This is a genomic window from Paraburkholderia sp. HC6.4b (assembly GCF_014200875.1).
In the GTDB taxonomy this organism is placed as follows: domain Bacteria; phylum Pseudomonadota; class Gammaproteobacteria; order Burkholderiales; family Burkholderiaceae; genus Paraburkholderia; species Paraburkholderia tuberum.
In genome coordinates, this window is the sequence record NZ_JACHDC010000015.1 from 69,581 (window position 1) to 94,555 (window position 24,975).

The window sequence follows — 24,975 nt, forward strand, 5'->3', positions numbered from 1 at the left end:
CAGGCAAACAGGGAGCTTCAGATACCCTTCAGGTATAGATAACGATGATAGCCTTCCAATATTTTAATAACCATGTGCGAATCGAGTCGAATGACGGCAACGGCGTCGCTACGATCGTGCTGGAGAGGCCCGCGCGGCGCAATGCGGTCGATCGGCAGGTGGCCGAGGCGTTGAGCGCTGCGTTCAGCCGCTTCGAGGCCGAGCCGGCGTGGCACGCGGCCGTGCTGTTCGGCGCGGGCGGCACATTTTGCGCGGGCGCGGACCTAGGCGCGCTCGCCGACGCGCCGCGCCGCAATGAGCTGCACGCGGACGGCAGCGGCCCGGGGCCGATGGGACCGACACGCACATGCTTCAGCAAGCCGGTGATCGCCGCGATCGCCGGCTATGCGGTGGCGGGTGGGCTCGAGCTTGCCGCGATGTGCGACCTGCGCGTCGTCGAGGAAGATGCGGTGCTCGGCGTGTTCTGCCGGCGTGTCGGCATTCCGCTGATCGACGGCGGCACGATCCGGCTGCCGCGACTGATCGGTCTGTCGCGTGCGCTCGATCTGATCCTGACCGGCCGCGCGGTCGATGCGCGCGAGGCGCTTTCGTTCGGGCTCGCCAACCGCGTGGTGCCGAAGGGCGAAGCGCGCGCGGCTGCCGAGCAACTGGCCGCGGAGCTCGCCGCGTTTCCGCAGGCGGCGCTGCTCGCCGATCGTCGCTCCGCGCTCGAGAACAGCACGCTGGACGATCTCGCCGAGGCATTGCGGCGCGAAGGCGCGGGCGGCTACGCGGCGGTCTTCGCCGAGGGCGTGGCGGGCGCGGCGCGCTTTGTGTCCGGCGCGGGCCGTCATGGCGACACGTTCAACGCGGATCGCGGATAAGACGGCGCCGCGCGATCGGTGACAGGTTTGCAATCGCCGGTCGCGACACCCCCGCGCGCACGAGACCTGGGTTGCCCGAAACGAACAGGAGGAAATGCGATGGCGACGATCTACCGGGAAATCGCCGTGGCAACCACCGCGGCCGATGCGTGGGCCGCGCTGCGCGATCCCGCCGGGGTCGCCCGCGTATTCGCGGGCGTGCTGATCGCGGCGCGCATGGAAGGCGACCTGCGCTGGGTCACCTTCGCCGACGGCACCGTGGTCGAGGAACGCGTGATTGCCGTCGACGATGCCCACATGCGGCTCGCCTACTCGGTGGGCGGCGGGCGCTTCGAGCATCATCATGCGACGCTGCAGGTCGTGGCCGACACGTCCGCACATTGCCGCGTGATCTGGATCGCCGACTTCAAGCCCGACGATCGCAGCAACGTGGTCGAAGCGCTGACGGATGCGGGCTGCGCGGCACTCGGGCGCAACCTCGCGCGGCGCTGAACGCCGCCCGGCGGCGCGGGCTCCCGCCGCCGCGTTCCACAAAAAGCAACAGCTTTCCGGACAGCCTGCAAGCCAGATTTGACTTAGGTAGAATCCCCTACTGTTTTTCCCTGGCCGGCGACCGCGTTTCCGCCTTCGGAATCGCCCGCCCGGCGCCCGTTGTTCGCGCCGCTTCACGCGTCACACCCCATCATCGCCATGCCATTGCCTCTGCTTGCCCTTGCCGTTGCCGCGTTTGGAATCGGTACCACCGAGTTCGTCATCATGGGCCTGTTGCCCGATGTCGCGCGCGATCTGTCCGTGTCGATTCCAGCGGCTGGCATGCTGGTGTCCGCGTATGCGCTCGGCGTCACGATCGGCGCGCCGATCGTCGCGATCGCGGTTGCCAACATGCCGCGCAAAAAGGCACTGATGAGCCTGATCGGCGTGTTCATCGTCGGCAATCTGCTGTGCGCGATCGCGCCCGGCTACGCGGTGCTGATGGCCGCGCGCATCGTCACCGCGTTCTGCCACGGCGCGTTTTTCGGCATCGGCTCGGTGGTCGCGGCCGGGCTCGTCGCGCCGAATCGCCGCGCGCAGGCAATCGCGCTGATGTTCACCGGCCTCACGCTCGCCAACGTGCTCGGCGTGCCGCTCGGCACCGCGCTCGGCCAGGCGGTCGGCTGGCGCGCTACTTTCTGGGCCGTGACCGGCATCGGCGTGCTGGCGGCGGCCGCGCTCGCGGTGTGTCTGCCCGCGAAGATCGAGATGCACAAGGCGAGCCTCGTGCGCGAATTCAGCGTGCTGAAGAACCCGCAGGTGCTGATGGTGCTCGGTATCAGCGTGTTCGCGTCGGCGAGCCTGTTTTCGACCTTCACCTACATCACGCCGATTCTCGAAGACGTGACCGGCTTCACGCCGCACGCGGTCACGCTAGTGCTGCTCTTGTTCGGCCTCGGCCTGACGGTCGGCAGCACGCTCGGCGGCAAGCTCGCGGACTGGCGGCTGATGCCCTCGCTGGTCGCGTTCCTGATGGCGATCGTCGTGATCCTGTGCGTGTTCGCGGGCACGATGCACGCGCGCACTCCGGCGATGCTGACCGTGTTCGTGTGGGGGGTGCTCGCATTCGCGATCGTGCCGCCGCTGCAGATGCTGATCGTCGATCGGGCGAGCCACGCGCCGAATCTGGCGTCGACGCTGAATCAGGGGGCGTTCAACCTCGGCAACGCGACCGGCGCATGGCTCGGCGGCATGGCGATCGGCGCCGGCGCGCCGCTGACGACGCTGCCGTGGGTCGGCGTCGCGACCGCGCTCGGCGCGCTGTTGTTGACGTTGTGGTCGGTGTCGATCGAGCGGCGGGTGGCGGTGGCGGGGTGAGCTGGCCGGCTCGAAGTCATGGTTCGAGAGAGCGATTACACCGTTCTGCACTTTGCCTATAAACCTCTTCGATGAAGCATCCCACCGTCTACACGACTCCCCCTGCCACCGGCGTTTCGGCCATCGTGCGGTGGGATGAACAAAGCTCCACGCTGACCTGTGAGGTCAAATATCCACCTTTGGCTTCGCTGCCGGAACCGCAAAACAATCTCAGCGACTTGCTGGATGCGCGTTTCCGCATTGGCGCGCCCTCTTATGTCCTCACGGCGGGCACGTTGTCGATGCTTGTCGATCAGCATCGCCGGTTGATCGGATTGGACTTTTACACGAATCCCGAGCGATGGACCGTCCGCACGTCCGAACTCGCAGACCCAACCGACGAAACTCCGCACATCGAGTCAGAATTCGACGCGCACGGACATGCGCACGACATGGGAGCGCCAGAGGTCTGTTACGAGCCTCGCGACGGCACCCTTTATCTGTCGTGGGGTACCGTATCTCACTGGTACGGTATTGCGTCAGCGCTCGCGATCGGCGTCGATGAGGAAAAGCGCCTCACGCAGATCCGGCTGCGCGGCGCTCGCGTTTCTGGCGGCGCCGTTGTGGGAGCGTCGGCGGATCGCGCTGCGGGCGCCGAGTTGACGAATAGACGCTAATTGCTGGCTTTTACGATCTATACGCAGGGTGATAATCTCAACCCACGTTGCGCGGACACTCGACGAACGGCCCATATTTCGTGGCGCCGCCGCAAGCAACGGGGAGTCCGCCATGGTCTCGATGCGCCTGTTGCTCCGTGCCAGCCTGTTGGGCACGGCGATCGCGGTAGCCGCGATCGTCGCGGCGAACTGTGGAGGCGGCGGAGGCGGAGACAGCAGTGCCCCGACGGGCGCGAGCGTAGGCGTCGGCGGCAGCGGCGCGTCCGGCGCATCGGCCCCGGCCGCAGCGAGCGGCGGCAGCACCACCAGCGGTGGCACCACCACCGGTAGCACCGGCGGCTCGGGCAGCGGCGCGGGCACCCCGATGGGCGGCACATCGGCGGCAGCCGTGCACGACGTGCTCACCTATCACGACGACATCGCGCGCACCGGCCAGAACCTCGGCGAAACCACGCTGACGCCCGCCAACGTGGCGGCTTCGACGTTCGGCAAGGTCGGCTTCTTTAGCGTCGACGGCAAGGTCGACGCGCAGCCGCTATTCGTCGCTGCGCTGGCGATCGCGGGCGGCACGCACAACGTGCTGTACGTCGCGACCGAGAACGACAGTGTGTACGCATTCGATGCCGACACCGGCGCGACCCTGTGGCAGGTGCGCACACTCGGCACCGGCGAAACCCCGAGCGACGACCTCGGCTGCAGCCAGATCGTGAACACCATCGGCATCACCTCGACACCGGTGATCGACCGTTCGCGCGGCACGCACGGCACGATCTACGTCGTCGCGATGTCGAAGGACGCGGCCGGCGGCTACCATCATCGCATTCACGCGCTCGACCTCGCGACCGGCGCCGAGCTGCTGAACGGTCCCGCCGAAGTCGCCGCCTCTTACCCAGGCAGCGGCGCGGGTAATACGAACGGCGTCGTGCCGTTCACCACGTCGTTGTACGCGGAGCGCGCGGGGCTGCTATTGCTCGGCAACACGGTCTACACGACGTGGACCTCGCACTGCGACGACGGCGGCTATACGGGCTGGATCATGGGCTACGGCGCCGACACCTTGCAGCAGACCACCGTGCTCAACCTGACGCCTAACGGCATCGGCGGCGCGATCTGGATGAGCGGCGCGGGACCGGCGTCGGACGGCTCGTCGATCTATCTGCTCGATGCCAACGGCACGTTCGACACGACGATGACGTCGAGCGGCTTCCCCGCCAGCAAGGATTTCGGCAATACGTTCCTGAAGCTCGGCACGGCGGGAGGCCTGTCGGTGGCCGACTACTTCGCGATGACGAACGTCGTGCAGGAGGCCCACGACGACATCGACCTCGGCTCCGGCGGCGCACTGGTGCTGCCGGACCTGACCGACGCGAACGGCACCGTACAGCATCTGACGCTCGGCGCGGGCAAGGACAGCACCATCTACGTGCTGAATCGCGACTCGATGGGCAAGTTCAACCCGGCGGCCGACAACATCTATCAGGAGATTCCCGCGCAGCTGGCCGGCGGCGAGTTCGGCATGCCCGCCTATTTCAATGGGCGCGTGTATTTCGGCTCGGTCGGCGATCATCTGAAGGCGTTCACCGTGACCAACGCGAAGCTGTCGATCACACCGACCGCGCAAAGCGCGATGACGTTCGCCTATCCCGGGACGACGCCGAGCATCTCGGCGAACGGCACCACGAACGGCATCGTGTGGGCCGCCGAAAACGGCACCGTCGCGGCCTTGCATGCGTTCGACCCCATCACGCTCAACGAGCTGTACAACAGCAACCAGATGGGCACGCGCGATCAGTTCGGCACGGGCAACAAGTTCATCACACCATTGATCGCAAACGGCAAGGTGTATGTCGGCACGACGAATGGGGTGGCCGTATTCGGGTTGCTGGGTGGGTGAAGCGGACGACGCGCCGATTCATTTCGACCCGGTACGCCCAAGGTCTCGCACAAACGAAGAGGGCCGGCATACCGCTCCGGCCCTCGCTCATCGTGACTGCCGCGCGCTCACCCTCGCGCCGGCAGAATCTCTGCGGCACACGCGCCGAACCCCACGCGATACCCGTCGCCCTGGCACCAGCCGACGAGCGTCAACTCATCGCCGTCCTCGATGAACGTGCGCGTGCCGCCCTCCTTCAACGCCAGCGGCTTCTTGCCGTTCCACGTCAGCTCCAGCAGGCTGCCGTACGAATCCTCGGTCGGCCCGCTGATCGTCCCCGAGCCCATCAGGTCGCCCACCCGCGTATTGCAGCCCGCCACCGTGTGATGCGCGAGCTGCTGCGCCATCGTCCAGTACATGTATTTGAAGTTGGTCCGCGCGATCGTGCTCGCTTGCCGCGCGGGTTGCGCACGCAATGTCACTTCGAGGTGAATGTCGAACGCATGCTTTCCTCGATGCCGCAGATAGGCGAGCGGCTCCGGCTCCTGCACCGGCTGCGCGACGCGGAAGGGTTCGAGCGCATCGAGTGTGACGACCCACGGTGAGATCGTCGTCGCGAAGGTCTTCGCATTGAATGGGCCGAGCGGCACGTATTCCCATTGCTGGATGTCGCGCGCGCTCCAGTCGTTCAGCAGCACCATGCCGAAAATGTGCGCCTCCGCATCCTCGCACGCGATCGGCTCGCCCAGCGCATTGCCGCCGCCGATGATGAAACCCGTCTCCAGTTCGATATCGAGCTTGCGGCTCGCGCCGAACACCGGGCGCTCCTGGTCGGGCAACTTCAGCTGACCATTCGGACGACGCACCGGCGTCCCGCTCACGACCACCGACGACGCCCGTCCGTTGTAGCCGATCGGCATCTCCGACCAGTTCGGCAGCAGCGCATTCTTCGGATCGCGGAACATCGCGCCGACATTGGTCGCGTGTTCCTTCGATGAATAGAAATCCGTGTAGCCCGGAATCTGCACCGGCAGATGCAGACGCGCATCGGCCGCGCGCACGAGCACCTTCGCGCGCAACGCGGCATCGTCGCGCAGCGTCGCAGTGTCGCGCGTGAGCAGTTGGCTCAGCTGGATACGCACGCTGCGCCACACGTCGCGGCCAAGCGCGATGAAATCGTTCAGCGCATCGCGCGCGAACACGTTGTGCGCCGGCACGCTCAGCAGACCCGCGGCCTGCAATCCGGCGAGATCGACGATCCGATCGCCGATCGCGACGCCCACGCGACGCGCGTCGTTGCCACGGTCGCTGAAAATGCCGAACGGCAGGTTCTGGATCGGGAAGTCGCCAGCCGGGTCGTTGGCCGACTCGATCCAGCTCTTGCGCGACGCATCGAGCGTCGCCTGGAGATCGTTCACCGCGTTCATCGTTGCTCCGGATTGAAGTGTTTCTTGAGGCCTTGCCAGCACTCGTAGTAATGCGCCTGCAGTTGCGCGGTTTCGAGCGCGAAGCGCGTCGGCTTGATCAGCGTGCGGGTCTCGAACATGAAGGCCATCGTGTCGTCGACCTTCTTCGGCACCGAGGTATCGAGATGCGACGCCTTCTCGAACGTGTCCGCGTCCGGGCCGTGGCCCGTCATGCAGTTGTGCAGGCTCGCGCCGCCGGGCACGAAGCCCTCGGCCTTCGCGTCGTAGACGCCATGCACGAGGCCCATGAACTCGCTCGCGACGTTGCGATGGAACCAGGGTGGCCGGAACGTATCTTCGGCGGCGAGCCAGCGCGGCGGGAAGATCACGAAGTCGATCGTATCGACGCCCGGCGTGTCGCTTTGCGATTGCAGCACGAGGAAGATCGACGGATCCGGATGGTCGAAGCTGATCGAGCCGATCGTGTTGAAGCGGCGCAGGTCGTATTTGTACGGCGCATAGTTGCCGTGCCATGCGACCACGTCGAGCGGCGAATGGCCGATGTCCGCGCGCCACAGCTTGCCGTTCATCTTCGCGACGAGTTCGAATGCGCCTTCGCGGTCTTCGTACGCGGCGTGCGGCGTCAGGAAATCGCGCGGATTCGCGAGACCGTTGGAGCCGATCGGCCCCAGTTCCGGCAGACGCAGCAACGCGCCGAAGTTCTCGCAGATATACCCGCGCGCGCTGCCGTCCGGCAGGCCGACCGCGAAGCGCACGCCGCGCGGAATCACCGCGATCTCGAACGGCTCGACATCGACTCGGCCCATTTCGGTCGCGATATGCAGGCGCCCCTGTTGCGGCACGATCAGCAGTTCGCCGTCGGCGCTGTAGAAGAAGCGATCGTGCATCGAGCGGTTCGCCGCGTACAGATGGATCGCGCAACCGCTCATCGCTTCGGCCGAGCCGTTGCCCGCCATGGTGACCCAGCCGTCGATGAAATCGGTCGGTTCGCTGGGCATCGGCAGGGGGTCCCAGCGCAGTTGGTTCGGCGGCGTCGGCGGCACCTCGGCGAAGTTCGCGACGAGCCGCTCCGACGGCATCGACGTGAACGGCTTGTGCATGGCCGCCGGACGAATCCGGTACAGCCACGAGCGACGGTTGTGACCGCGTGGCGCCGTAAACGCCGTGCCCGAAATCTGTTCGGCATACAAACCATAGGCCGCGCGTTGCGGCGAATTGCGACCGGTCGGCAGCGCGCCCGGCAATGCCTCGGTCGCGAATTCATTCGCGAAACCCGACTGATAGCCGGGCTCGATTTCAGGACGCAGGCATTCGTCGGCCGGCGTACGTGTTGAGGTATCCATACAAGGTTCTCCGCGAGTTGCCCGATTCTTTCCCGGTTGATACGTGATCTTTGCAGTCAGGCTCAGGCCGGCTCCGCTTCGGCCGCGCGGCTGGGTTGCCGCGTCGCACCGGCGAGCACGACCACCAGCAGCGCCGAGCACAGCACCGGCAGCGCCGCCGCATGAAACAGCGCGGCATTCGACCAGTTCAACGCGATCAGCATTGGGTCGTCCCCTCAGGCTGGCTAAAATTGTGTTTTACGAATAGTAAAACGAATTATGAATAGTGAAACTAACGTATACCCTCGGAAACACGCCGGCGAACCTCGTCATTCCGCGCTCAGCCCCGGCCGATAAGCGTGAGGCCAATAACGATATGAGCATTTTGTTAATCTGCGCAGGGCGCGTACTGCTACCATCAGTGAATGCGGCCATCGCGTCGCGCTGCCACGCGCCCGGTGCGCGTTCATCGTCGCCTTTCATTTGCCTTCATGATTTCGCCGACCATCCCCGATCTGATCGCCCGCGCCGCTCATCACCCGTTTCTCGGCGAGCATCTGGCAATGGGACAAGGCGGGCACGCCGGCATCGCGCTCGCACATTTCGATGGCATCGAGCTCACGAGTGCCTACGAGCCGATCTTCGACATCAGCGTGCACGGGCTTGCGCAGTCGCTGTCATGCGGCGCGGAAGGGGTCGACCGCTTCGGTGATGAGCTCGGCTTTCAGGCGGTCACGCACCGGCTCGACGCGCCGCCATTCGAGGTGTTCGATCCGTTCGACAACATCGCCGACGATCAGCAACTGGTCGCGCTAGACCGCATGTCGCGCGCGCTGCACGCAATCAACTTCTTCGGCCCGCAGCGGCATGGGTTGCTGTTTTTGCGGGTGCACGAGAGGCTGTTGAAGAGCGTGAAGTACGACCACGGCCGGCATTTTTCGAGCGTGCTGACCTCGTTCAATTTGAGTCCGACGCGCATCGTGATCGAGTTGCCGGCGGCGGCGGTCGCACACAAGACGTTCCTGGGCTATCTGACGCGCAGCTATCAGCACTATGGGTTCAAGGTGGCGGGCAATCTGTCGAACGCGGGGCAGATCCTGTCGGTATCCGAAACCGCGCGGCTCGACTTCATCAAGATGGATGCGGCGGCCGCATTGCGCGACGCGACCGTGAAGCCGCTCGTCGGCTACGCGGGCCGGCTGCGGGTGCCGCTGATTTTCAATCGCGTGATGGATGAGGCGCAATTCTCCGCGCTACAGCAGTACGACGTGCGGTTCGTGCAAGGGCCATTATTCAACGCGCATTATCACGACCGGGCGGCGTGACACGGTGGGGGCCCGGTTAGCCGGGGCGCCCCGGCATTACCTCAGCCCGGCTCCCCCAGCCGCGCCGCGAGCGCCTTCAGGCGCGGCGCGACATTCTCGCGAAACACTTCCTCCCCCATCGACGACGCCGGCCCGCTGCAGCTGAGCACGAGCCAGCGGTTTTCGCGCGGCTCGCGAAACGGCACCGCGACTGCGTTCACGTCGTCATGCCACGCACGAAACGAGTAGCAGCATCGCTCGGTCGCGAACGCGGCGATCTCCTGTTCGGCTTCGGCGACGAGCATCGCCCCCACTCTGCCAGCCGCTTTTTTCAGTTCCGCGAGTAACGCGGTACGCGCGTCGGGCGGCTGCACGGCGAGATAGGCGCGGCCCATCGAGCTCGTCAGCATCGACAGTTTCGAGCCGGATGCCAGGCCGAGCGTCAATGCGGTTTCGCTGCGAATCGTCTCCAGATACACCATGTCGAGCCCGTCCCGGCACCCGAGCGAGACCGCCGCGCCGACCTCGCGCGCCAGGCTGCGCAGGTGCGGGCGTGCCAGTTCGAGCATGTCGGTGCCCGACAGCAGCGCGAAACCGAGCGACAGCACGCCCGCGTCGAGCGCATATTTGCCGTGTCTTTCGTCCAGCCGCAGATAGCCGAGCACGGTCAGCGTGTAGGCGAGCCGGTTCACGGTTGCCTTCGGCAAACCCGTGCGTTCGACGAAATCCCGATTGCCGAGCATCGTCTCGCCTGGCCGGAACGCGCGCAACAGGTCCAGCCCGCGAGCAAGGGCGACGACGAATTTGCGTTCGTCGAGCGAAGCGGAGAAAGTGGATGGCGGCGTCATAGGGTGATACACTCGGGCGTCATTTGCAAAACATTGTTTCGCAAAGCGGAACTCTAGTCAAGCGGGTTCTGAGCGAGAAATCAGGAGATACGTCATGGCCGTAGCCGCGCAGTTTCACTGGGAAGACCCGTTGCTGCTGGATCAGCAACTCACCGAAGACGAACGTATGGTGCGCGATGCTGCTGCGGCTTACTCGCAGGACAAGCTGCTGCCGCGCGTGCTGGAGGCGTTCCGCCACGAAAAGACCGATATCGGGATCTTTCGCGAAATGGGCGAGCTTGGCCTGCTCGGTCCGACGATTCCCGAACAGTACGGCGGCCCCGGTCTGAACTATGTCGCGTACGGGCTGATCGCGCGTGAAGTGGAACGCGTCGACTCCGGCTATCGCTCGATGATGTCGGTGCAGTCGTCACTGGTGATGGTGCCGATCTACGAATTCGGCTCGGACGCGCAGAAGGAAAAATATCTGCCGAAGCTCGCGCGCGGCGAGTGGATCGGCTGCTTCGGCCTGACCGAGCCGAACCACGGCTCCGATCCGGGCAGCATGGTCACGCGCGCGAAGAAGGTCGATGGCGGCTACTCGTTGTCGGGCTCGAAGATGTGGATCACCAATTCGCCGATCGCCGACGTGTTCGTCGTATGGGCGAAGCTCGAGGAAGACGGCAAGGACAACATCCGCGGCTTCATTCTCGAGAAGGGCTGGAAGGGTCTGTCGGCACCGGCGATCCACGGCAAGGTGGGTCTGCGAGCGTCGATCACCGGCGAAATCGTGCTCGACGAAGCGTTCGTGCCGGAAGAGAACATCATGCCGGGTGTCAGCGGCCTGCGCGGTCCGTTCACGTGTCTGAACTCGGCGCGCTACGGCATCGCCTGGGGCGCGCTCGGCGCGGCTGAAGCGTGCTGGCACATCGCGCGTCAGTACGTGCTCGATCGCAAGCAATTTGGCCGGCCGCTCGCCGCGAACCAGCTGATCCAGAAGAAGCTCGCCGACATGCAGACCGAGATCACGCTCGGGCTGCAAGGCGTACTGCGCCTCGGCCGCATGAAGGACGAAGGCACGGCCGCGGTCGAAATCACCTCGATCATGAAGCGCAATTCGTGCGGCAAAGCGCTCGACATCGCCCGCCTCGCGCGCGACATGCTCGGCGGCAACGGCATTTCGGACGAGTTCGGCGTCGCGCGTCATCTGGTGAACCTCGAGGTCGTCAACACCTACGAAGGCACCCACGACGTTCACGCGCTGATCCTCGGCCGTGCGCAGACCGGTATTCAGGCGTTCTTCTGATTCCGATGCTGGTGTATCGATAATGCAAAAAAGCCGGTTCCTTCGAACCGGCTTTTTGGTTCATGCCGCGCCGCTTACCGGTCCGGCTGCGGCGTCAGGCGCAGGTACGAACGCAACGCCTTGTAGCCCTTCGGGAATTTCTGCTTGATGACTTCCTCGTCCTTCAGCGACGGCACGATCACGACGTCATCGCCCTGCTGCCAGTTGCCCGGCGTCGCGACCGAGTGACTGTCGGTCAGTTGCAGCGAATCGATCACGCGCAGCACTTCGTCGAAGTTGCGGCCGGTGCTCGCCGGGTACGTGATGATCAGACGCACCTTCCGGTTCGGATCGATGACGAACAGCGAGCGCACCGTGAACGTTTCGTTCGCGTTCGGGTGAATCATGTCGTACAGCCCGGAGACCTTGCGATCGCCGTCCGCGAGAATCGGAAAACCGACGTTGGCAGCCTGCGTCTCGTTGATGTCCTTGATCCACTCCTTGTGCGACTCCGCGCTGTCGACCGACAACGCGATCGTCTTCACGTTGCGCTTTTCGAACTCGCCCGCGAGCTTCGCGGTCAGGCCCAGCTCGGTCGTGCAGACCGGCGTGAAGTCGGCCGGATGCGAGAACAGCACGCCCCAGCTATTGCCGAGCCACTCGTGAAACCTGATGCGGCCAATGCTCGACTCCTGTTCGAAATCCGGCGCAATGTCGCCAAGACGTAGACTCATAGTGCATCTCCTGTAGGTATTCGGAAGGTATCCGGATAAGGTCGCGGGCGTGCGCCCGCGGCGGCCAGTCACGATAAAGCATAAGGCCGCGGTGGTACATGGCGAACCAACATCGCGTCAGTACTTTATGTGTTTTTGTAATTTTCTCCCGTTTGACGGAAACTTTGCGGGACAGATCAACTCAATCCAGATACCGGTCTGGAGCAGAGTGCCCTCAAACGGGTGTCTTGACGCCACGCGCTGGCGGGAACGAATCGTGCAGCGGCGGCATGCAACCGGCACTATGCTCGCCAGCGACCGTTTCTTTGGTTACGATTTACGCGTAGCGTGAGACAAAGGGAGCTGTCAATGTCGGAAGTCAACAAGGAGAGATTGATGTCGGATATCAAAACCGTCCTCGCGGACGCTGAAGACCTGCTGAAACAGGCCGCGAGCGCTACCGGCGAACGCGCGTCGGAACTGCGCGAAACCGCGCTGACGCGCCTGAAGCAGGCGAAAGAAAAGGCAGCCGACGTTCAGGTCGTGGTCGTCGAAAAAGGCAAGAAGGCCGCTCGCGCCACCGACGACTACGTGCACGAGCATCCGTGGGCGTCGATCGGCATCGCCGCGGGCATCGGCGTGGTGGTCGGTCTGCTGATCAATCGCAAGTAAAGGCCGGTGAGGCCGCCGGAGCAGGCATGTCCGGCGCACCGGCGACACGGGCGGACCGGCGCGAGCCTCGCCGGTCCCCTTCTGCTGGCGCGCACGCGCCGGCCAGGCCCTCACGCGCAACGCCCACAGCCATGACGACCGAAACACACTCGCAGCGCGCAGAACGCAGCCCGTTGCGCCGTATTCTCAGTTCCGTGTTTGCGATCCTGCAAACACGGCTCGAACTGGTGGGCATCGAACTCGCCGAGGAAAAAGACCGCCTGCTCGGCGTGCTGTTTCTCGGTCTTGCCGCGACGATGCTCGCCACGATGGCCTTGATCGCGTTGACCGCACTCGTCGCCATTGCCTTCTGGGACACCTACCGATGGCAGGCGCTTGCCGGCATCACCGCGGTCTACGCGATTGCCGGGCTCGCCTGTGCGCTGAAGGCGCGCAGCGGTTTGCGCAACGCGCCGATGGTATTCGAAACGACCATCGCGGAGTTCGAAAAGGATCGCGAAGCGTTTCGCAGCCGCGACTGATGGGAAAGTTCGTCTGCATCCGATCCATCGCCTCACCCTCACTGCCGCCGACACGCCATGAGCCCCTCCCGTCCTGATACCGCCTTTCGTAACAAGCGCCATCCGTCGAAGGATCTGAGCGCGCCGCATCTGCGGGCGCTGCGCAAGGAATTGCTGCTCGTGCGGGCGGACGTCGAGCGCGTCGAGCTTGCACGGGCCACCTTCGAACTGCGCCAGGCCGTCACGCATTTCAGCTGGCTCAGGTTCGTGATCCCCGGCTTTGGCGGCGTGCGCGTCGGTAAAGGGCCAAAGGCGAGCGTGCTCAACGCGGGCACGATCGGCGCGTTGCTCAAGCAGTACCCGTTCATCAGCTCGATCGCTTCGCTGTTGCTCGCCAAACCGCTGCGCGCGAGGGTCGTCGCGAGCGCTAAGCCCGTGCTCAAGTGGGGCAGCCTTGCGCTCGGCGCGTGGGAAGCGTTCCGGATCTGGCAACAGATGAAGAACGAGTCGGCGGCGGCGCGGGCGGCCGCGGCGGCTTCCGCTACGGCGCAGTCGCCGGCGGCGCAGGACGATTCGTTGCGAAGCGGCTATTGAGGTCGTGGCCGCTGCGAGTGGCAGCGATCTATCGGACCTCCCGCTCGCAAGGTTGCGCGTGTCGGACTTCAATCACCCGCTAACTGGTATTCCAGCATTCGCTGCTCGTGGGCATCGCGCCGCTCGCATCGTTTCTATTGCCTCGCTGACCCGTCGCATCCAGCGTGAACGTGCCGCACGGGTCGTCGCGCATCGGGCCCGCTTCCGCGGGCGCCGCTTCGATCGAATAGCCGCCGTTCGTGTCGTCCGCGGGCAGCACGCGCACTCGATACACCGGGGCGCCGAACTGCGGCGCCTGATCGATACCCGGTGGCAAGGCCGGCACGCCATCGCTCGCCGCGGCCTCGACGAATTGCGCAGCCCGATATAACGCCGACGCCGCATCGATGCGATGCGTGCGCGCAATGTGGCTGCGATACGAAGGGATCGCAAACGCGGCGAGCGTGGCGGCAATCGCGAGCGCGATCACGAGTTCGAGCAGCGTGAATGCGGATGTGTTCGGCCTTTTCATACGTGTCCAGTCGGTGCGTTCCTCAGAATGGTCTTGCTGCAACGCGCCGCCAATGACGTTCGATCGCGCCATCTTCGGTCACGACCTCCATCTGCAACCAGATCTGCGACTCGCTGCTCCGCCCGAAGCCGCGCGCGGTCAGCAGATAAGCGCTGGCGTTGGGTCGACTCGCGAGACGCCAAGGCTCGATCAGGCATTGCGGCGCGCGCGACGATCCCGGCCATTGCGCCACAGGCGTGATGGCGCCTGCGTCGAAAGCGGTTTCAAGCCTCCATTGAGTCGGCTCGCCGGATGTGAGCGGTGCATCGCGCGCGTCGCCACTTGCCGATAGCACGTTGCGCTCGCACCAGGTCAGCGCCGAATCCGCCGCGTGGAAAGCCTGCAGATAGTCGCGCACATTGGTCGCCGCGCGAGCGGCCGCGAGCGATGTTTCGAACCATATCGCGGACGTGGCGAGCATCATGGCCGAGATCAACAGCACGATGGCTAGCACGACGCCGCGTTGATGCGCCCGTCGGGCACCGCCCTGACAATTTCGCCGACCTAAGTGTTTCGCTGTTCCGCCTGGCCCGCCGCATATGTCGTACGCGCGGCCGCGTTGCGTTGCTGTGCCGCGATCCATCACGACGACGCCTCCGCGCGATTACGCAGCGCAACGCGGCGGGAAAACACCTGTCGAGGCCGCAGGTCGGTACCGAGTGTACTCACGCCATCGCAGTCGATGTACTTCGAACGCTGTCCTTGCGGCGCGCCGCGCACCAGCACGCAGACATCGACCGCAACGACGTTCGCCCATTGATCCGCCGCCACGGCCGACGCATTCACCGCACCCGCCGCGCCGTCCAGCCAGTAGCGCAACCGCACGCGCTCGACGCCTTCGATCAGCGGCTGCGCGGACCCCGCGTTGCCGCTGCCCACGCAGTAAAGCTCCGGCTCGCCGGTCGAGCCGCTGACGTTGGCGAAGTAGCGATTGACCACCGGCGCGCCCTCATCGCCAAGGACCGCGTCGCTGCTTTTGACGGCCTGTCCGACACAGTCGGTGACCTGACCGCTCGACGATGGCCATGTCGATACGACGTCTGCGACGTAACGGATCGCGACGCCATCCGAGCCGGTGCTCAAGGCGGTGCAAGCGAGGCTGTCGTCGGCGCCGGTCGGACGACCGCCCGAGCAGCCGAATAGCGCAGGCGCCGCGTTGTAGCCAATGACATCGGCAGGGACGAAGCCGGCCATCTGCAATTGCTGGCCGATCAGCATCAGCGCGGTCAAGCCCGCTTCGCGGATTCGGGTCGCGTTGCTCGCCTGCACGAACGCGTTGCGCTGCGCCGTGTAAAGGGACACGGCGCCCGCGATCACGAGCAACCCGAGCGCCATCGCGATCAGGAATTCGATTAGCGTATGACCGAGTGGGCAATGCGGCCGCTTCATTTCGCGAACGCCAACGCGACACACGACGATCCAGCCGGTGCATCGACGTCGCCACAAGGCTCTGCCGGCTGGGCGCTCGCATCGCCAAAAGCGGGCCGGTCCCGCACGGACGCCCACGTCACGCGCGCCGCCGCGACCGCGCCGCTCTCGCCAATCGATGCGTCGCCGTGCGGCAGCAGAACGCTCGCCCAGGTGCGCCATTGATTGAGCGCGACATCGCCCGTGGAAGGCGTGCGCGTCGCTTCGGCAATCGAGTCGGCTATCCACGCGGCGCTCTCGCGCAGCGTCATCGCGCGCGCTTCGCGTGCGATCCACACCTGAACCGCGATCAAACCCAGCGCGCTCACCGCGACCAACGCGACCGCCAGCATCACCTCGATCAACGAGCTGCCATTCCATCTCGATGCGTGCACACGCAAACCGGTCTTGAATGCGGGCTGTCTCATGACGTCGCTCCGCACGCGCCCTCCGAGATCCGCGCGCGACCTCCTGCAGCGACACTGATGCAGCGCCGCCACGAGTTCCCCTGCATCGATTTCGATGGGCTTCGCGGCGCGATATCAAAACTTCGAAACGCGCCGATCAGTTGCCCAGCCGGCGGCGTGAACGTCATATCCGTCTGCACGCCGGCGATGCTCACCGCCGCGAGCGCCGGCTGCGCGCGCAACAACGACGGCTTGCCGCCACGTTCGGCGAATACGGCCCAGCCGCAGGCCCAGTCGGCGATGCCGCCGGCGCAGGCTTGGCCCGACGCGAGACAGACGCGCGCTGCATCGACGCGGCACACCGTGATGCGCGCACCGCGCCGCAGCGCCTCGCTGCGCGCGTAGGCGAACGTGGACAGCAGCGCCTTCGAGCGCGCGTCGACCTGATCGCGCATATGCCATGCGGCGAACGACGGCACCGCCATCACGGCCATCAGCATCACGAGCGCTATCACCGCCAGCGTTTCGACGAGTGTGAAACCGGCGCGCGATGGCCGGCAAATCCCCTGGAATTTCATCTGCATCCCTGAGCGTTACGAACGGATGCAGCCAATCTAGCGATTTGCGAGCGCGCCGACCATCGTCCGAATGGCCAGGTGGCATTCAGACGTTAGCGCGCGCAACAATGCACGTGACGATCGATCACGGAGGCGGGAGAAGCGATGCGTGAAAAAAAGCGCGAAATGCGCGAGGCGATGGATGCGAATGACCGCAGCTCAGCTGCGACACGCGTGCGCTCAGCGCTTGCGGGAAGGCTTGGGCGGGGAAGAGGCGCGGCGGAATTCCTCGATCACGTCCTCGAATTCGGAGACGTCTTCGAAGCGCCGGTACACGGAAGCGAAACGGACGTAAGCGATCGTGTCGAGCGCGCGCAACTCGTTCATCACGAGTTCGCCGAGGCGCTCGCTACGCACCTCGCGCTCGCCGCTGCCGAGCAGCTGATACTCGATACGGGCGACAGCCGCTTCGATCGCGTCCACCGCAACCGGGCGCTTGCGCAGCGCCAGTTGCATGCTCGCGACGATCTTGCGGCGATCGAATTCCGTGCGCGTGCCGTCCTTCTTGACGACCGACGGCAACGCCAGCTCGACCCGCTCATACGTCGTGAAACGCTTGTCACAGGCCGGGCAGCGGCGGCGCCGGCGGATCGTCGCGCCGTCTTCGGATACGCGCGAGTCGACGACTTGCGTATCGGCATGGCGGCAGAAGGGGCAATGCATGGTTTAGCCGTAGACCGGAAAGCGCTTGGTAAGATCGGCCACCTGAACCTTCACGCGCTCGATCGTCGCGGCATCTTCCGGGTTGTCCAGCACGTCGGCGATCAGGTTGCCGACCTGCTCGGCTTCCTTCACGCCGAAGCCGCGCGTGGTCATGGCAGGAGAACCGAGGCGGATACCCGAGGTCACGAACGGCTTTTCCGGATCGTTCGGGATCGCGTTCTTGTTGACCGTGATGTGTGCCGCGCCGAGTGCCGCTTCCGCAGCCTTGCCGGTGATCTTCTTCGCGCGCAGGTCGACCAGCATCACGTGGCTTTCGGTGCGACCCGACACGATGCGCAGACCGCGCTTGACCAGCGTTTCAGCAAGCACACGCGCGTTCTCGACGACCTGCTGCTGATACGCCTTGAATTCCGGCGAAAGCGCTTCCTTGAACGCGACGGCCTTCGCGGCGATCACGTGCATCAACGGACCGCCCTGGATGCCCGGGAAAATCGCCGAGTTGATCGGCTTCTCGAACTCGGCCTTCATCAGGATCACGCCGCCGCGCGGGCCGCGCAGGCTCTTGTGCGTGGTGGTGGTGACGAAATCGGCGTGCGGCACCGGGTTCGGATAAACGCCCGCGGCGACGAGACCGGCGTAGTGCGCCATGTCGACCATGAAGTACGCGCCGACCGACTTCGCGATCTTCGACATGCGTTCGAAATCGATGCGCAGCGCGAACGCGGACGCGCCCGCTACGATCAGCTTCGGCTTGTGTTCTTGCGCGAGCTTCTCGGCGGCGTCGTAGTCGATGTCTTCGGCTTCGTTCAAGCCGTAGCTGACCACGTTGAACCACTTGCCCGACATGTTCACCGGCGAGCCGTGCGTGAGGTGGCCGCCGTGCGCGAGGCTCATGCCCATGATCGTGTCGCCCGGCTTGAGCATCGCGAAGAACACGCCCTGGTTCGCCTGCGAGCCCGAGTTCGGCTGCACGTTCGCGGCTTCGGCGCCGAACAGCTGCTTCACGCGGTCGATTGCCAGCTGCTCGGCAACGTCGACGTATTCACAGCCGCCGTAATAGCGCTTGCCCGGATACCCTTCGGCGTACTTGTTCGTGAGTTGCGAGCCTTGCGCGGCCATCACGGCCGGGCTCGTGTAGTTTTCCGACGCGATCAGTTCGATGTGTTCTTCCTGACGGCGGTTTTCCTGCTCGATGACCTTCCAGAGTTCAGGATCGACGTTGGCGATGGTGCTTTGGGCTCTGTCAAACATACGGGTTCCGTTGAGTGTTTTCAGGTTGACCGGATCGTGCGCCGAATCCTGCGTAGAGGGTACACAGCGGGGTACGCAGCGCTTTGGGCGGCGAGGCTTGCCCTGACGTGGCGAGTGGAGAGTCGCCGCACACGCGAGGCGAGCCAGCCACCGTCAGCGCAGATTAATGCGCGCGGTTCACGGCTGCCCAGGCGAACGGCAAAACGGCCCCCTGCGCTTCACGGTGGGTTGTTCCACCTTGAACCCGATTGGTTGAATCGGCTGAGTCGGACGACTCGGTTCTATCGCCAGTCACGCAGGGTCGAGCGCGTTAGTGTATTGGAAGAGGCCCGAATAGGCAACCGGCTTGCGGGTGCTCCGGCGGCCGCTGGCGGGGCCTCCGGACGGTTTGGCGGCCCCGCTGCGCAACCATCTGAGGAAAGCGCGCCGGTCGCGCCGCGCACCCGTTGCGCGCCGCCGCGGCAGCCGCCGATCCGGCTCGTGCATCCTTGCCGCAGCGTGCCATTGGAAGTAGGCTTTGGGCCTTTGTCTCTTACCGACCAGGGAACTGCAATGATCGTGTTTGTCACAGGAGCGTCGGCCGGATTCGGCGCCGCCATCGCCCGCTCGTTCGTCAAGGGCGGCCATCGTGTCGTCGCCACTGCACGCCGCAAGGACCGTCTGCAAGCACTCGCCGACGAGCTCGGCGACGCGCTGCTGCCGTACGAACTCGACGTGCGCGATCGCGCCGCCGTCGAAGCCGTGCCCGCCTCCCTGCCGGCGGACTTCGCCGCGATCGACGTGCTCGTCAACAACGCCGGCCTCGCGCTCGGCACCGAGCCGGCTCACAAGGCAAGTCTCGATGAATGGAACACCATGATCGAGACCAATTGCACGGGCCTCGCGCAGGTCACGCATGCGCTGTTGCCCGGCATGGTCGAGCGCAACCGCGGGCATATCTTCAATCTGGGTTCGGTGGCGGGCCGCTGGCCGTACGCGGGCGGCAACGTGTACGGCGCGACCAAGGCGTTCGTGCGCCAGTTCAGCCTGAACCTGCGCGCCGACCTCGCCGGCACCGCGCTGCGCGTGACCGACATCGAGCCGGGCCTGTGCGGCGGCACCGAATTCTCGAACGTGCGTTATCGCGGCGACGACGACAAGGCCGCCAAGGTCTACGAAAACGTGCAGCCGCTGACGGCCGAAGACATCGCCGATTCCATCTACTGGATCGCCACGCGCCCAGCCCACGTCAACATCAACACGATCGAGCTGATGCCGGTCGCGCAGTCGTTCGCCGGTCTGTCCGTGCATCGCGGCTGAGTTTGAAGGCGGGCGGCCGGCAAAGCCGGCTCCCATCGCCGCCGACGCCCGCCACAAGCAACTCACACTTCGAAACAGACCCCGGGTTGTGCGTTCCGGTAGAATGCGCCGCATGAATATGTCGACCAGCCAGCCAGGCACGGAAATCGGCTATACGTGGCCCATCCGCGTGTACTACGAAGATACCGACGCCGGCGGCATCGTGTTTTACGCCAATTACCTGAAGTTTTTCGAACGCGCTCGCACCGAATGGCTGCGCGCGTGCGGCGTCGACCAGCACCGGCTTGCGGAAGAAAACGACACGATTTTCATCGTGCGCAGTACCGCGGTCGATTACCGGGCTCCGGCCAGACTCGACGACATCGTGAAAATTATCAGCCGGATCGAGCGTCTTGGCCGAGCTTCGGTAGACTTCGTGCAGGAAGCATGGCGCGAAGGCACGCTGCTTGCCACCGGTTCGGTCCGGATTGGCTGTGTGGACCGCGCGACGCTGCGGCCAGCCGCGATCCCGCCGTCGGTTCTCGCCGCGCTGCGGCACGGGCCGGGCACTAGCGAGAGCGCTGACTGAACGACGGCGGCATGTCAACGGACGATCCCTGAGCCTCGTTGTTACGGGGCCAGTGAACTCATACCGGTCAGGTAACACAAAGCATGGTTCGGCTTCGATACCGCCGAAGCTTCCGTTTTGCCCACGGCAAGCTTGAAGCGGCCTTGCAGCCGGACGCCCCCTTCCCGGGACGTTAAAACGAACCTTTATGAACACTACACAAGATCTGTCGATCGTTTCACTCGTACTCAACGCGAGCCTGCTGGCCCAGGCCGTCATGGCTCTGCTGCTGTTGCTGTCGCTACTCTCCTGGACTTTCATCTTCCGCAAGTGGTTTGCGATTCGCCGGGCGCGCGCGCAAACTGAACGCTTCGAGCGTGATTTCTGGTCGGGCGGCGACCTGCAGGCGCTGTATCAGAGCGCCGCGAACAACCGTCACAGGATCGGCGCGCTCGAGCGGATTTTCGAGTCCGGCATGCGGGAATTCCTGAAGGGCAAAGAGAAGCGCCTGAACGATTCGGGCGCGATTCTCGACGGCGCCCGGCGCGCGATGCGCGCGGCGTTCCAACGCGAAATGGACGTGCTCGAAGCGAATCTGGCGTTCCTCGCGTCGGTCGGTTCGGTCAGCCCATATATCGGTCTGTTCGGCACGGTGTGGGGGATCATGAATGCGTTCCGCGGCCTCGCCAACGTGCAGCAGGCCACGCTCGCGAACGTCGCGCCGGGCATCGCCGAGGCCCTGACCGCCACCGCGATCGGCCTGTTCGCCGCAATTCCGGCCGTGGTCGCCTACAACCGCTACGCGCACGACATCGACCGTCTGGCGATCCGTTTCGAAACCTTCATCGAAGAGTTCTCGAACATCCTGCAGCGCCAGGCACACTGAGGAGGCCATGATGGCAGGCTCCCGTTCCTCCAGCATGCGCGGCTCGCGCTCGCGTCGCGCAATGGCCGACATCAACGTCGTGCCGTACATCGACGTGATGCTCGTGCTGCTAGTGATCTTCATGGTCACGGCGCCGCTCGTCGCGCCGTCGATCGTCAATCTGCCGACCGTCGGCGGCGCGGCGCCCCAACAGCAGACGCCGCCCGTCATCGTCAACATCCGCGCGGACGGCAATATGAGCGTCAAGTACAAGGACGACTCCGGCGCGCAGCAGCAGGAAGACATGACGAAGGCTGGCCTCAACGGTTTCATCGCCGACCGGGCACAATCGCACCCCGATCAGCCCGTCGTGATCGCCGCCGACAAAACCGTGAAATACGAAGTCGTGATGAACGTGATGTCCGATCTGAAGGCTCGGGGCGTCAAGCGCGTCGGATTGCTCGTCAAATCGCAATGATCCGCAAGAACTCCGAATACCCGCTTCAGCCGCCGCGTGAACGCGGCACCGGGCGAGCTTTTCTGTTCGCGCTGGTGATGCATGCGCTGCTCGGATTCTTCCTGTATCGCGGCATCCAATGGCAGAACAGCACGCCCGAGGGCGAGCAGGCGGAACTGTGGACAGAGGTGCCGGATTCGGCGATTCCGCGTCCCGTCGTCACGCCGCCGCCCACGCCGGTCGCCCCTGCTCCGCCCGTGCGCGACGAACAGGCCGACATCGCGCTGCAGGAAAAGAAGCGTCAGCAGCAGGAAGCGGCTCGCGCGGCCCAACTGGCCGAACAGCAGCGCCAGCTGAAGCTGAAAGAGCAGCAGGAAGCGGAAGCGAAGCGGCAGCAACAGCTGGCGGCCGAACAGGCGGCCCAACTCGCGGCGCAGAAGGCCGCGAAACTCAAGCAGCAGCAGGCGCAACAGCAGCAACAGCAGCAGGCCGAGAAGCTCAAGCAACAGCAGCTCGCCGAGCAGCAGAAGCAACAGCAACTGAAAGAACAGCAGGAGCAGCAGCAAAAGCAGGCTCAGACAGAAGCGCAGAAGAAGGCTGAGGCGGAGAAAGCGGCGAAGGCCAAGGCGCAAGCCGATGCGGCCGCGCAGGCGAAAAAGCAGCTCGACAACGAACGTCGCGCGCGGCTTGCGCAGATGCAGGGTCTGGCTGGCGGCGTGGGCGGCAGCAGTTCGAGCAGCAACGGACTGGGCAAGAGCGGAACGGGTAGCGGCTCGGGCGGCACGGCGGCATCGCCGGGTTACGCGGACAAGGTACGACGGCTGGTGCTTCAGCATGTGAACTGGGGCGGCGAAACGGAAGGTCTCGAGACCGTGATCGCCGTGCGTTGTTCGCCGGACGGCAATCAGCTGAGCGCAAACATTACCCACAGCAGCGGCAACGCCGCGTGGGACGCCGCCGCGTTGCGGGCGGTGAAAGCCTCCGATCCGATGCCTCGGGACGTCAATGGCAAGACGCCGGACTACTTCACTATCACGCTGCGTCCGGCGGCTTGATGTGCAGGCTGACAGCCGACCAGCGGCCAACGCCGCGCCCCACCCGGCGCGGCGTTGCGCGGGAACGAAATAGCCGTTTTCCGGTCTGTCTGCTGACTTCGAGTATTAAGTAAAACCGTTTTGAGGAACCCATACAGCATGAGTTTGATGACCAAGCTAGGCCTGCGAACACTCGTGGCAACGTGCCTGATCGCCGTCGGCGGCGCCGCCAACGCACAACTCAACGTCCTCGTGACGGGCGTCGGATCCACTCAGTTTCCGATCGCAACGGCGAATTTCGCCAATGAAGCGAACTCCCCGCAGCAGGTCAGCACGATCGTGCGTCAGGATCTGCAACGCAGCGGCAAATTCACGAATATCGACGCAGGCTCGACGCCGGTGTCCGAGACCGATTCCGTCGACCTCGGCGCATGGAAGGCGAAGGGCGCCAACGCGTTCGTCGCGGGCAGCGTGAACCGCCTGCCGAACGGCCAGTACGAAGTGCGCTTCAAGCTGTACGACACGGTCAAGGGCGAAAGCCTCGGCGGCCTCGTGCTGGTGAGCCCGGAAAGCGGTCTGCGCATGAGCGCGCACAAGGTCGCGGACTACATTTACGCCAAGCTGATGGGCAATCGCGGCGTGTTCGCCACGCGCCTGTCGTATGTGATCAAGTCGGGCAACCGCTACCAGCTGCAGATCTCGGATTCGGACGGTCAGGACGCGCACATCGCGCTGTCGAGCCCCGAGCCGATCATCTCGCCGGCCTGGTCGCCCGACGGCACCAAGGTCGCTTACGTGTCGTTCGAGAAGAAGAAGCCGATCGTCTATATCCACGACCTGCCCACGGGCCGGCGCATCGTCGTATCGGACCAGAAGGGCAACAACAGTGCGCCGGCGTGGTCGCCGGATGGCCGCACGCTCGCCGTCGCGCTGTCGCGTACCGGCAATACGCAGATTTTCGCGGTCAACGCGGACGGCAGCGGTCTGCGTCGTCTGACGCAAGGCAGTTCGATCGACACCGAGCCGACCTACTCTCCTGACGGTCAGTGGATCTATTTCACGAGCGACCGCGGCGGCGCACCGCAGATCTACAAGATGCCGGCGCAAGGTGAAAGCGCGGGCGGCGCGCAACGCGTCACGTTTACTGGCAGCTACAACACCAGCCCGCGTGTGAGTCCTGACGGCAAGGAGCTTGCCTACATCTCGCGCGTCGGCGGTGCATTCAAGCTGTACATCCAGGACCTGCAAGGCGGATCCGCCACGGGCCTGACGGACACGACACATGACGAATCGCCGAGCTTCGCGGCGAACGGTCAGTACATTCTTTACGCCACTCAGGTGAACGGCCGTGGCGTGTTGGCCGCAGTATCGACCGACGGTCGCACTCGGCAGGTCCTGTCCGTTCAGGGGGGCAGCGTACGCGAGCCGTCCTGGGGCCCGTTTATGCAATAACGTTGATGCAATAACACAAGGAGAGTAATCAAATGATGTCCAAACTTCGTTTCGCATTCGCCGTCGTGATGGTCGGTGCACTGGCCGCATGTCACTCGGGCGTCAAGCTCGACGAAAACGCCAACAAGGGCGCAGGCTCGGCCCAACCGAACCCGAACGACGTCGCGACGGTCAACGTCGACCCGCTGAACGATCCGAACAGCCCGCTCGCGAAGCGCAGCATCTACTTCGACTTCGACAGCTACTCGGTGAAGGATGACTATCAACCGCTGCTGCAACAACACGCGCAATATCTGAAGAGCCACCCGCAGCGTCACGTGCTGATCCAGGGCAACACCGACGAGCGCGGCACCAGCGAATACAACCTCGCACTCGGCCAGAAGCGTGCTGAAGCCGTGCGTCGTTCGCTGTCGCTGATGGGCGTGTCGGATTCGCAAATGGAGGCCGTGAGCCTCGGCAAGGAAAAGCCGCTGGCAACGGGTCATGACGAAGCGTCGTGGGCACAGAACCGCCGCGCCGACCTCGCGTATCAACAGTAAGTC

29 protein-coding genes and 1 riboswitch are annotated in these 24,975 nt (G+C 64.7%); of the genes, 17 read left to right on the plus strand and 12 right to left on the minus strand.

The features are described 5' to 3' along the window. Positions 1-44: 44 nt before the first annotated feature. The 5 genes from HDG34_RS22400 to HDG34_RS22420 all read left to right on the plus strand — a co-directional run bounded on the left by HDG34_RS22400 (position 45) and on the right by HDG34_RS22420 (position 5,261). Positions 45-863 (plus strand): crotonase/enoyl-CoA hydratase family protein, encoded by an 819-nt coding sequence (locus HDG34_RS22400; RefSeq protein WP_184062228.1) that lies wholly within the window; start codon positions 45-47, stop codon positions 861-863. Positions 864-962: 99 nt separating this feature from the next. Beyond that, positions 963-1,355, plus strand: coding sequence for an SRPBCC family protein (locus HDG34_RS22405; protein ID WP_090803201.1), 393 nt, complete (start codon positions 963-965; stop codon positions 1,353-1,355). 198 nt (positions 1,356-1,553) lie between these two features. Continuing rightward, positions 1,554-2,711: an MFS transporter gene (locus HDG34_RS22410; RefSeq protein WP_090805596.1), complete on the plus strand. Its 1,158-nt coding sequence runs from the start codon at positions 1,554-1,556 to the stop codon at positions 2,709-2,711. Between the two features lie 71 nt (positions 2,712-2,782). Beyond that, positions 2,783-3,367, plus strand: coding sequence for a hypothetical protein (locus HDG34_RS22415; RefSeq protein ID WP_260321293.1), 585 nt, complete (start codon positions 2,783-2,785; stop codon positions 3,365-3,367). Between the two features lie 112 nt (positions 3,368-3,479). Next, complete coding sequence (locus HDG34_RS22420; protein WP_184062230.1) at positions 3,480-5,261, plus strand: PQQ-binding-like beta-propeller repeat protein; 1,782 nt, start codon at positions 3,480-3,482, stop codon at positions 5,259-5,261. A gap of 107 nt (positions 5,262-5,368) precedes the next feature. Here the strand turns inward: HDG34_RS22420 and fahA are convergent, their stop codons facing one another. From fahA to HDG34_RS22435, 3 genes are all read right to left on the minus strand, one after another. After that, entirely contained in the window at positions 5,369-6,667 is a 1,299-nt protein-coding gene (gene fahA, locus HDG34_RS22425; RefSeq protein WP_184062232.1) for a fumarylacetoacetase, read from the minus strand. Continuing rightward, positions 6,664-8,010 carry a homogentisate 1,2-dioxygenase gene (hmgA, locus tag HDG34_RS22430; RefSeq protein ID WP_184062234.1) on the minus strand — a complete coding sequence of 449 codons (1,347 nt, stop codon included), beginning with the start codon at positions 8,008-8,010 and terminating at the stop codon, positions 6,664-6,666. The genes fahA and hmgA overlap by 4 nt, the downstream gene beginning before the upstream one ends. 62 nt (positions 8,011-8,072) lie before the next feature. Then, on the minus strand, positions 8,073-8,213 hold the full coding sequence (locus HDG34_RS22435) for a hypothetical protein (RefSeq protein ID WP_184062434.1): 141 nt from the start codon (positions 8,211-8,213) through the stop codon (positions 8,073-8,075). A gap of 267 nt (positions 8,214-8,480) precedes the next feature. On the opposite strand from HDG34_RS22435, the gene HDG34_RS22440 reads away from it, so the two are divergent. Further along, positions 8,481-9,314 carry an EAL domain-containing protein gene (locus HDG34_RS22440; RefSeq protein ID WP_184062236.1) on the plus strand — a complete coding sequence of 278 codons (834 nt, stop codon included), beginning with the start codon at positions 8,481-8,483 and terminating at the stop codon, positions 9,312-9,314. Positions 9,315-9,355: 41 nt separating this feature from the next. Here HDG34_RS22440 and HDG34_RS22445 read toward each other — a convergent pair whose 3' ends face one another. Beyond that, on the minus strand, positions 9,356-10,141 hold the full coding sequence (locus HDG34_RS22445) for an IclR family transcriptional regulator (protein WP_184062238.1): 786 nt from the start codon (positions 10,139-10,141) through the stop codon (positions 9,356-9,358). A gap of 94 nt (positions 10,142-10,235) precedes the next feature. Here HDG34_RS22445 and HDG34_RS22450 point away from each other — a divergent pair, with 94 nt between their 5' ends. Further along, on the plus strand, positions 10,236-11,426 hold the full coding sequence (locus tag HDG34_RS22450; protein ID WP_184034334.1) for an acyl-CoA dehydrogenase: 1,191 nt from the start codon (positions 10,236-10,238) through the stop codon (positions 11,424-11,426). Positions 11,427-11,500: 74 nt separating this feature from the next. Here the strand turns inward: HDG34_RS22450 and HDG34_RS22455 are convergent, their stop codons facing one another. Then, positions 11,501-12,139 carry a peroxiredoxin gene (locus tag HDG34_RS22455; RefSeq protein WP_184062240.1) on the minus strand — a complete coding sequence of 213 codons (639 nt, stop codon included), beginning with the start codon at positions 12,137-12,139 and terminating at the stop codon, positions 11,501-11,503. Positions 12,140-12,487: 348 nt separating this feature from the next. Here HDG34_RS22455 and HDG34_RS22460 point away from each other — a divergent pair, with 348 nt between their 5' ends. The 3 genes from HDG34_RS22460 (at position 12,488) to HDG34_RS22470 (ending at position 13,884) form a co-directional block, all read left to right on the plus strand. Continuing rightward, positions 12,488-12,790, plus strand: a complete 303-nt coding sequence (locus HDG34_RS22460; protein ID WP_026225611.1) for a YqjD family protein — start codon at positions 12,488-12,490, stop codon at positions 12,788-12,790. Positions 12,791-12,921: 131 nt separating this feature from the next. After that, on the plus strand, positions 12,922-13,311 hold the full coding sequence (locus tag HDG34_RS22465; RefSeq protein WP_090803186.1) for a phage holin family protein: 390 nt from the start codon (positions 12,922-12,924) through the stop codon (positions 13,309-13,311). A gap of 57 nt (positions 13,312-13,368) precedes the next feature. Then, a complete protein-coding gene (locus tag HDG34_RS22470; protein ID WP_184062241.1) occupies positions 13,369-13,884 on the plus strand; it encodes a DUF3318 domain-containing protein in 516 nt (171 codons plus the stop codon). A 79-nt stretch (positions 13,885-13,963) separates the two neighbouring features. Here the strand turns inward: HDG34_RS22470 and HDG34_RS22475 are convergent, their stop codons facing one another. From HDG34_RS22475 to glyA, 7 genes are all read right to left on the minus strand, one after another. After that, on the minus strand, positions 13,964-14,395 hold the full coding sequence (locus tag HDG34_RS22475; protein ID WP_184062244.1) for a type IV pilin protein: 432 nt from the start codon (positions 14,393-14,395) through the stop codon (positions 13,964-13,966). Positions 14,396-14,417: 22 nt separating this feature from the next. After that, the gene (locus HDG34_RS22480) at positions 14,418-14,888 is read right to left on the minus strand and encodes a pilus assembly protein (RefSeq protein ID WP_184062246.1); all 471 of its coding nucleotides are present in this window, start codon (positions 14,886-14,888) and stop codon (positions 14,418-14,420) included. A 128-nt stretch (positions 14,889-15,016) separates the two neighbouring features. Further along, the gene (locus tag HDG34_RS22485; RefSeq protein ID WP_184062248.1) at positions 15,017-15,823 is read right to left on the minus strand and encodes a PilW family protein; all 807 of its coding nucleotides are present in this window, start codon (positions 15,821-15,823) and stop codon (positions 15,017-15,019) included. Further along, on the minus strand, positions 15,820-16,269 hold the full coding sequence (locus HDG34_RS22490; protein ID WP_184062250.1) for a hypothetical protein: 450 nt from the start codon (positions 16,267-16,269) through the stop codon (positions 15,820-15,822). Before HDG34_RS22490 ends, HDG34_RS22485 begins: the two co-directional genes overlap by 4 nt. After that, positions 16,266-16,832: a GspH/FimT family pseudopilin gene (locus HDG34_RS22495; protein WP_184062252.1), complete on the minus strand. Its 567-nt coding sequence runs from the start codon at positions 16,830-16,832 to the stop codon at positions 16,266-16,268. The genes HDG34_RS22490 and HDG34_RS22495 overlap by 4 nt, the downstream gene beginning before the upstream one ends. Before the next feature lie 213 nt (positions 16,833-17,045). Then, positions 17,046-17,528 (minus strand): transcriptional regulator NrdR, encoded by a 483-nt coding sequence (nrdR, locus tag HDG34_RS22500; protein ID WP_008919734.1) that lies wholly within the window; start codon positions 17,526-17,528, stop codon positions 17,046-17,048. A 3-nt stretch (positions 17,529-17,531) separates the two neighbouring features. Next, positions 17,532-18,779: a serine hydroxymethyltransferase gene (gene glyA, locus HDG34_RS22505; protein ID WP_090803175.1), complete on the minus strand. Its 1,248-nt coding sequence runs from the start codon at positions 18,777-18,779 to the stop codon at positions 17,532-17,534. Between the two features lie 178 nt (positions 18,780-18,957). Then, positions 18,958-19,084: riboswitch (ZMP/ZTP riboswitch) on the minus strand. A 247-nt stretch (positions 19,085-19,331) separates the two neighbouring features. Between glyA and ydfG the strand changes: the two genes are divergently transcribed. The 7 genes from ydfG (at position 19,332) to pal (ending at position 24,972) form a co-directional block, all read left to right on the plus strand. After that, the gene (gene ydfG / locus HDG34_RS22510) at positions 19,332-20,078 is read left to right on the plus strand and encodes a bifunctional NADP-dependent 3-hydroxy acid dehydrogenase/3-hydroxypropionate dehydrogenase YdfG (RefSeq protein WP_090803174.1); all 747 of its coding nucleotides are present in this window, start codon (positions 19,332-19,334) and stop codon (positions 20,076-20,078) included. A 103-nt stretch (positions 20,079-20,181) separates the two neighbouring features. Continuing rightward, positions 20,182-20,646 carry a tol-pal system-associated acyl-CoA thioesterase gene (gene ybgC / locus HDG34_RS22515; RefSeq protein WP_184062254.1) on the plus strand — a complete coding sequence of 155 codons (465 nt, stop codon included), beginning with the start codon at positions 20,182-20,184 and terminating at the stop codon, positions 20,644-20,646. Positions 20,647-20,833: 187 nt separating this feature from the next. After that, positions 20,834-21,511 carry a protein TolQ gene (gene tolQ / locus HDG34_RS22520; protein WP_090803171.1) on the plus strand — a complete coding sequence of 226 codons (678 nt, stop codon included), beginning with the start codon at positions 20,834-20,836 and terminating at the stop codon, positions 21,509-21,511. 10 nt (positions 21,512-21,521) lie between these two features. After that, complete coding sequence (gene tolR, locus HDG34_RS22525) at positions 21,522-21,968, plus strand: protein TolR (RefSeq protein ID WP_184062426.1); 447 nt, start codon at positions 21,522-21,524, stop codon at positions 21,966-21,968. Next, positions 21,965-23,002, plus strand: a complete 1,038-nt coding sequence (tolA, locus tag HDG34_RS22530; protein ID WP_184062256.1) for a cell envelope integrity protein TolA — start codon at positions 21,965-21,967, stop codon at positions 23,000-23,002. The genes tolR and tolA overlap by 4 nt, the downstream gene beginning before the upstream one ends. 138 nt (positions 23,003-23,140) lie before the next feature. Continuing rightward, positions 23,141-24,433 carry a Tol-Pal system beta propeller repeat protein TolB gene (tolB, locus tag HDG34_RS22535; protein WP_184034369.1) on the plus strand — a complete coding sequence of 431 codons (1,293 nt, stop codon included), beginning with the start codon at positions 23,141-23,143 and terminating at the stop codon, positions 24,431-24,433. 32 nt (positions 24,434-24,465) lie between these two features. Further along, a complete protein-coding gene (pal, locus tag HDG34_RS22540; RefSeq protein ID WP_018419502.1) occupies positions 24,466-24,972 on the plus strand; it encodes a peptidoglycan-associated lipoprotein Pal in 507 nt (168 codons plus the stop codon). The last annotated feature ends 3 nt before the right edge of the window (positions 24,973-24,975 follow it).

Coding starts and splice junctions, on each gene's coding strand:
- HDG34_RS22400 (WP_184062228.1), top strand. CDS start 45: ATGATAGCCTTCCAATATTTTAATAACCATGTGCGAATCGAGTCGAAT.
- HDG34_RS22405 (WP_090803201.1), top strand. CDS start 963: ATGGCGACGATCTACCGGGAAATCGCCGTGGCAACCACCGCGGCCGAT.
- HDG34_RS22410 (WP_090805596.1), top strand. CDS start 1,554: ATGCCATTGCCTCTGCTTGCCCTTGCCGTTGCCGCGTTTGGAATCGGT.
- HDG34_RS22415 (WP_260321293.1), top strand. CDS start 2,783: ATGAAGCATCCCACCGTCTACACGACTCCCCCTGCCACCGGCGTTTCG.
- HDG34_RS22420 (WP_184062230.1), top strand. CDS start 3,480: ATGGTCTCGATGCGCCTGTTGCTCCGTGCCAGCCTGTTGGGCACGGCG.
- fahA (WP_184062232.1), bottom strand. CDS start 6,667: ATGAACGCGGTGAACGATCTCCAGGCGACGCTCGATGCGTCGCGCAAG.
- hmgA (WP_184062234.1), bottom strand. CDS start 8,010: ATGGATACCTCAACACGTACGCCGGCCGACGAATGCCTGCGTCCTGAA.
- HDG34_RS22435 (WP_184062434.1), bottom strand. CDS start 8,213: ATGCTGATCGCGTTGAACTGGTCGAATGCCGCGCTGTTTCATGCGGCG.
- HDG34_RS22440 (WP_184062236.1), top strand. CDS start 8,481: ATGATTTCGCCGACCATCCCCGATCTGATCGCCCGCGCCGCTCATCAC.
- HDG34_RS22445 (WP_184062238.1), bottom strand. CDS start 10,141: ATGACGCCGCCATCCACTTTCTCCGCTTCGCTCGACGAACGCAAATTC.
- HDG34_RS22450 (WP_184034334.1), top strand. CDS start 10,236: ATGGCCGTAGCCGCGCAGTTTCACTGGGAAGACCCGTTGCTGCTGGAT.
- HDG34_RS22455 (WP_184062240.1), bottom strand. CDS start 12,139: ATGAGTCTACGTCTTGGCGACATTGCGCCGGATTTCGAACAGGAGTCG.
- HDG34_RS22460 (WP_026225611.1), top strand. CDS start 12,488: ATGTCGGAAGTCAACAAGGAGAGATTGATGTCGGATATCAAAACCGTC.
- HDG34_RS22465 (WP_090803186.1), top strand. CDS start 12,922: ATGACGACCGAAACACACTCGCAGCGCGCAGAACGCAGCCCGTTGCGC.
- HDG34_RS22470 (WP_184062241.1), top strand. CDS start 13,369: ATGAGCCCCTCCCGTCCTGATACCGCCTTTCGTAACAAGCGCCATCCG.
- HDG34_RS22475 (WP_184062244.1), bottom strand. CDS start 14,395: ATGAAAAGGCCGAACACATCCGCATTCACGCTGCTCGAACTCGTGATC.
- HDG34_RS22485 (WP_184062248.1), bottom strand. CDS start 15,823: ATGAAGCGGCCGCATTGCCCACTCGGTCATACGCTAATCGAATTCCTG.
- HDG34_RS22490 (WP_184062250.1), bottom strand. CDS start 16,269: ATGAGACAGCCCGCATTCAAGACCGGTTTGCGTGTGCACGCATCGAGA.
- HDG34_RS22495 (WP_184062252.1), bottom strand. CDS start 16,832: ATGCAGATGAAATTCCAGGGGATTTGCCGGCCATCGCGCGCCGGTTTC.
- nrdR (WP_008919734.1), bottom strand. CDS start 17,528: ATGCATTGCCCCTTCTGCCGCCATGCCGATACGCAAGTCGTCGACTCG.
- glyA (WP_090803175.1), bottom strand. CDS start 18,779: ATGTTTGACAGAGCCCAAAGCACCATCGCCAACGTCGATCCTGAACTC.
- ydfG (WP_090803174.1), top strand. CDS start 19,332: ATGATCGTGTTTGTCACAGGAGCGTCGGCCGGATTCGGCGCCGCCATC.
- ybgC (WP_184062254.1), top strand. CDS start 20,182: ATGCGCCGCATGAATATGTCGACCAGCCAGCCAGGCACGGAAATCGGC.
- tolQ (WP_090803171.1), top strand. CDS start 20,834: ATGAACACTACACAAGATCTGTCGATCGTTTCACTCGTACTCAACGCG.
- tolR (WP_184062426.1), top strand. CDS start 21,522: ATGGCAGGCTCCCGTTCCTCCAGCATGCGCGGCTCGCGCTCGCGTCGC.
- tolA (WP_184062256.1), top strand. CDS start 21,965: ATGATCCGCAAGAACTCCGAATACCCGCTTCAGCCGCCGCGTGAACGC.
- tolB (WP_184034369.1), top strand. CDS start 23,141: ATGAGTTTGATGACCAAGCTAGGCCTGCGAACACTCGTGGCAACGTGC.
- pal (WP_018419502.1), top strand. CDS start 24,466: ATGATGTCCAAACTTCGTTTCGCATTCGCCGTCGTGATGGTCGGTGCA.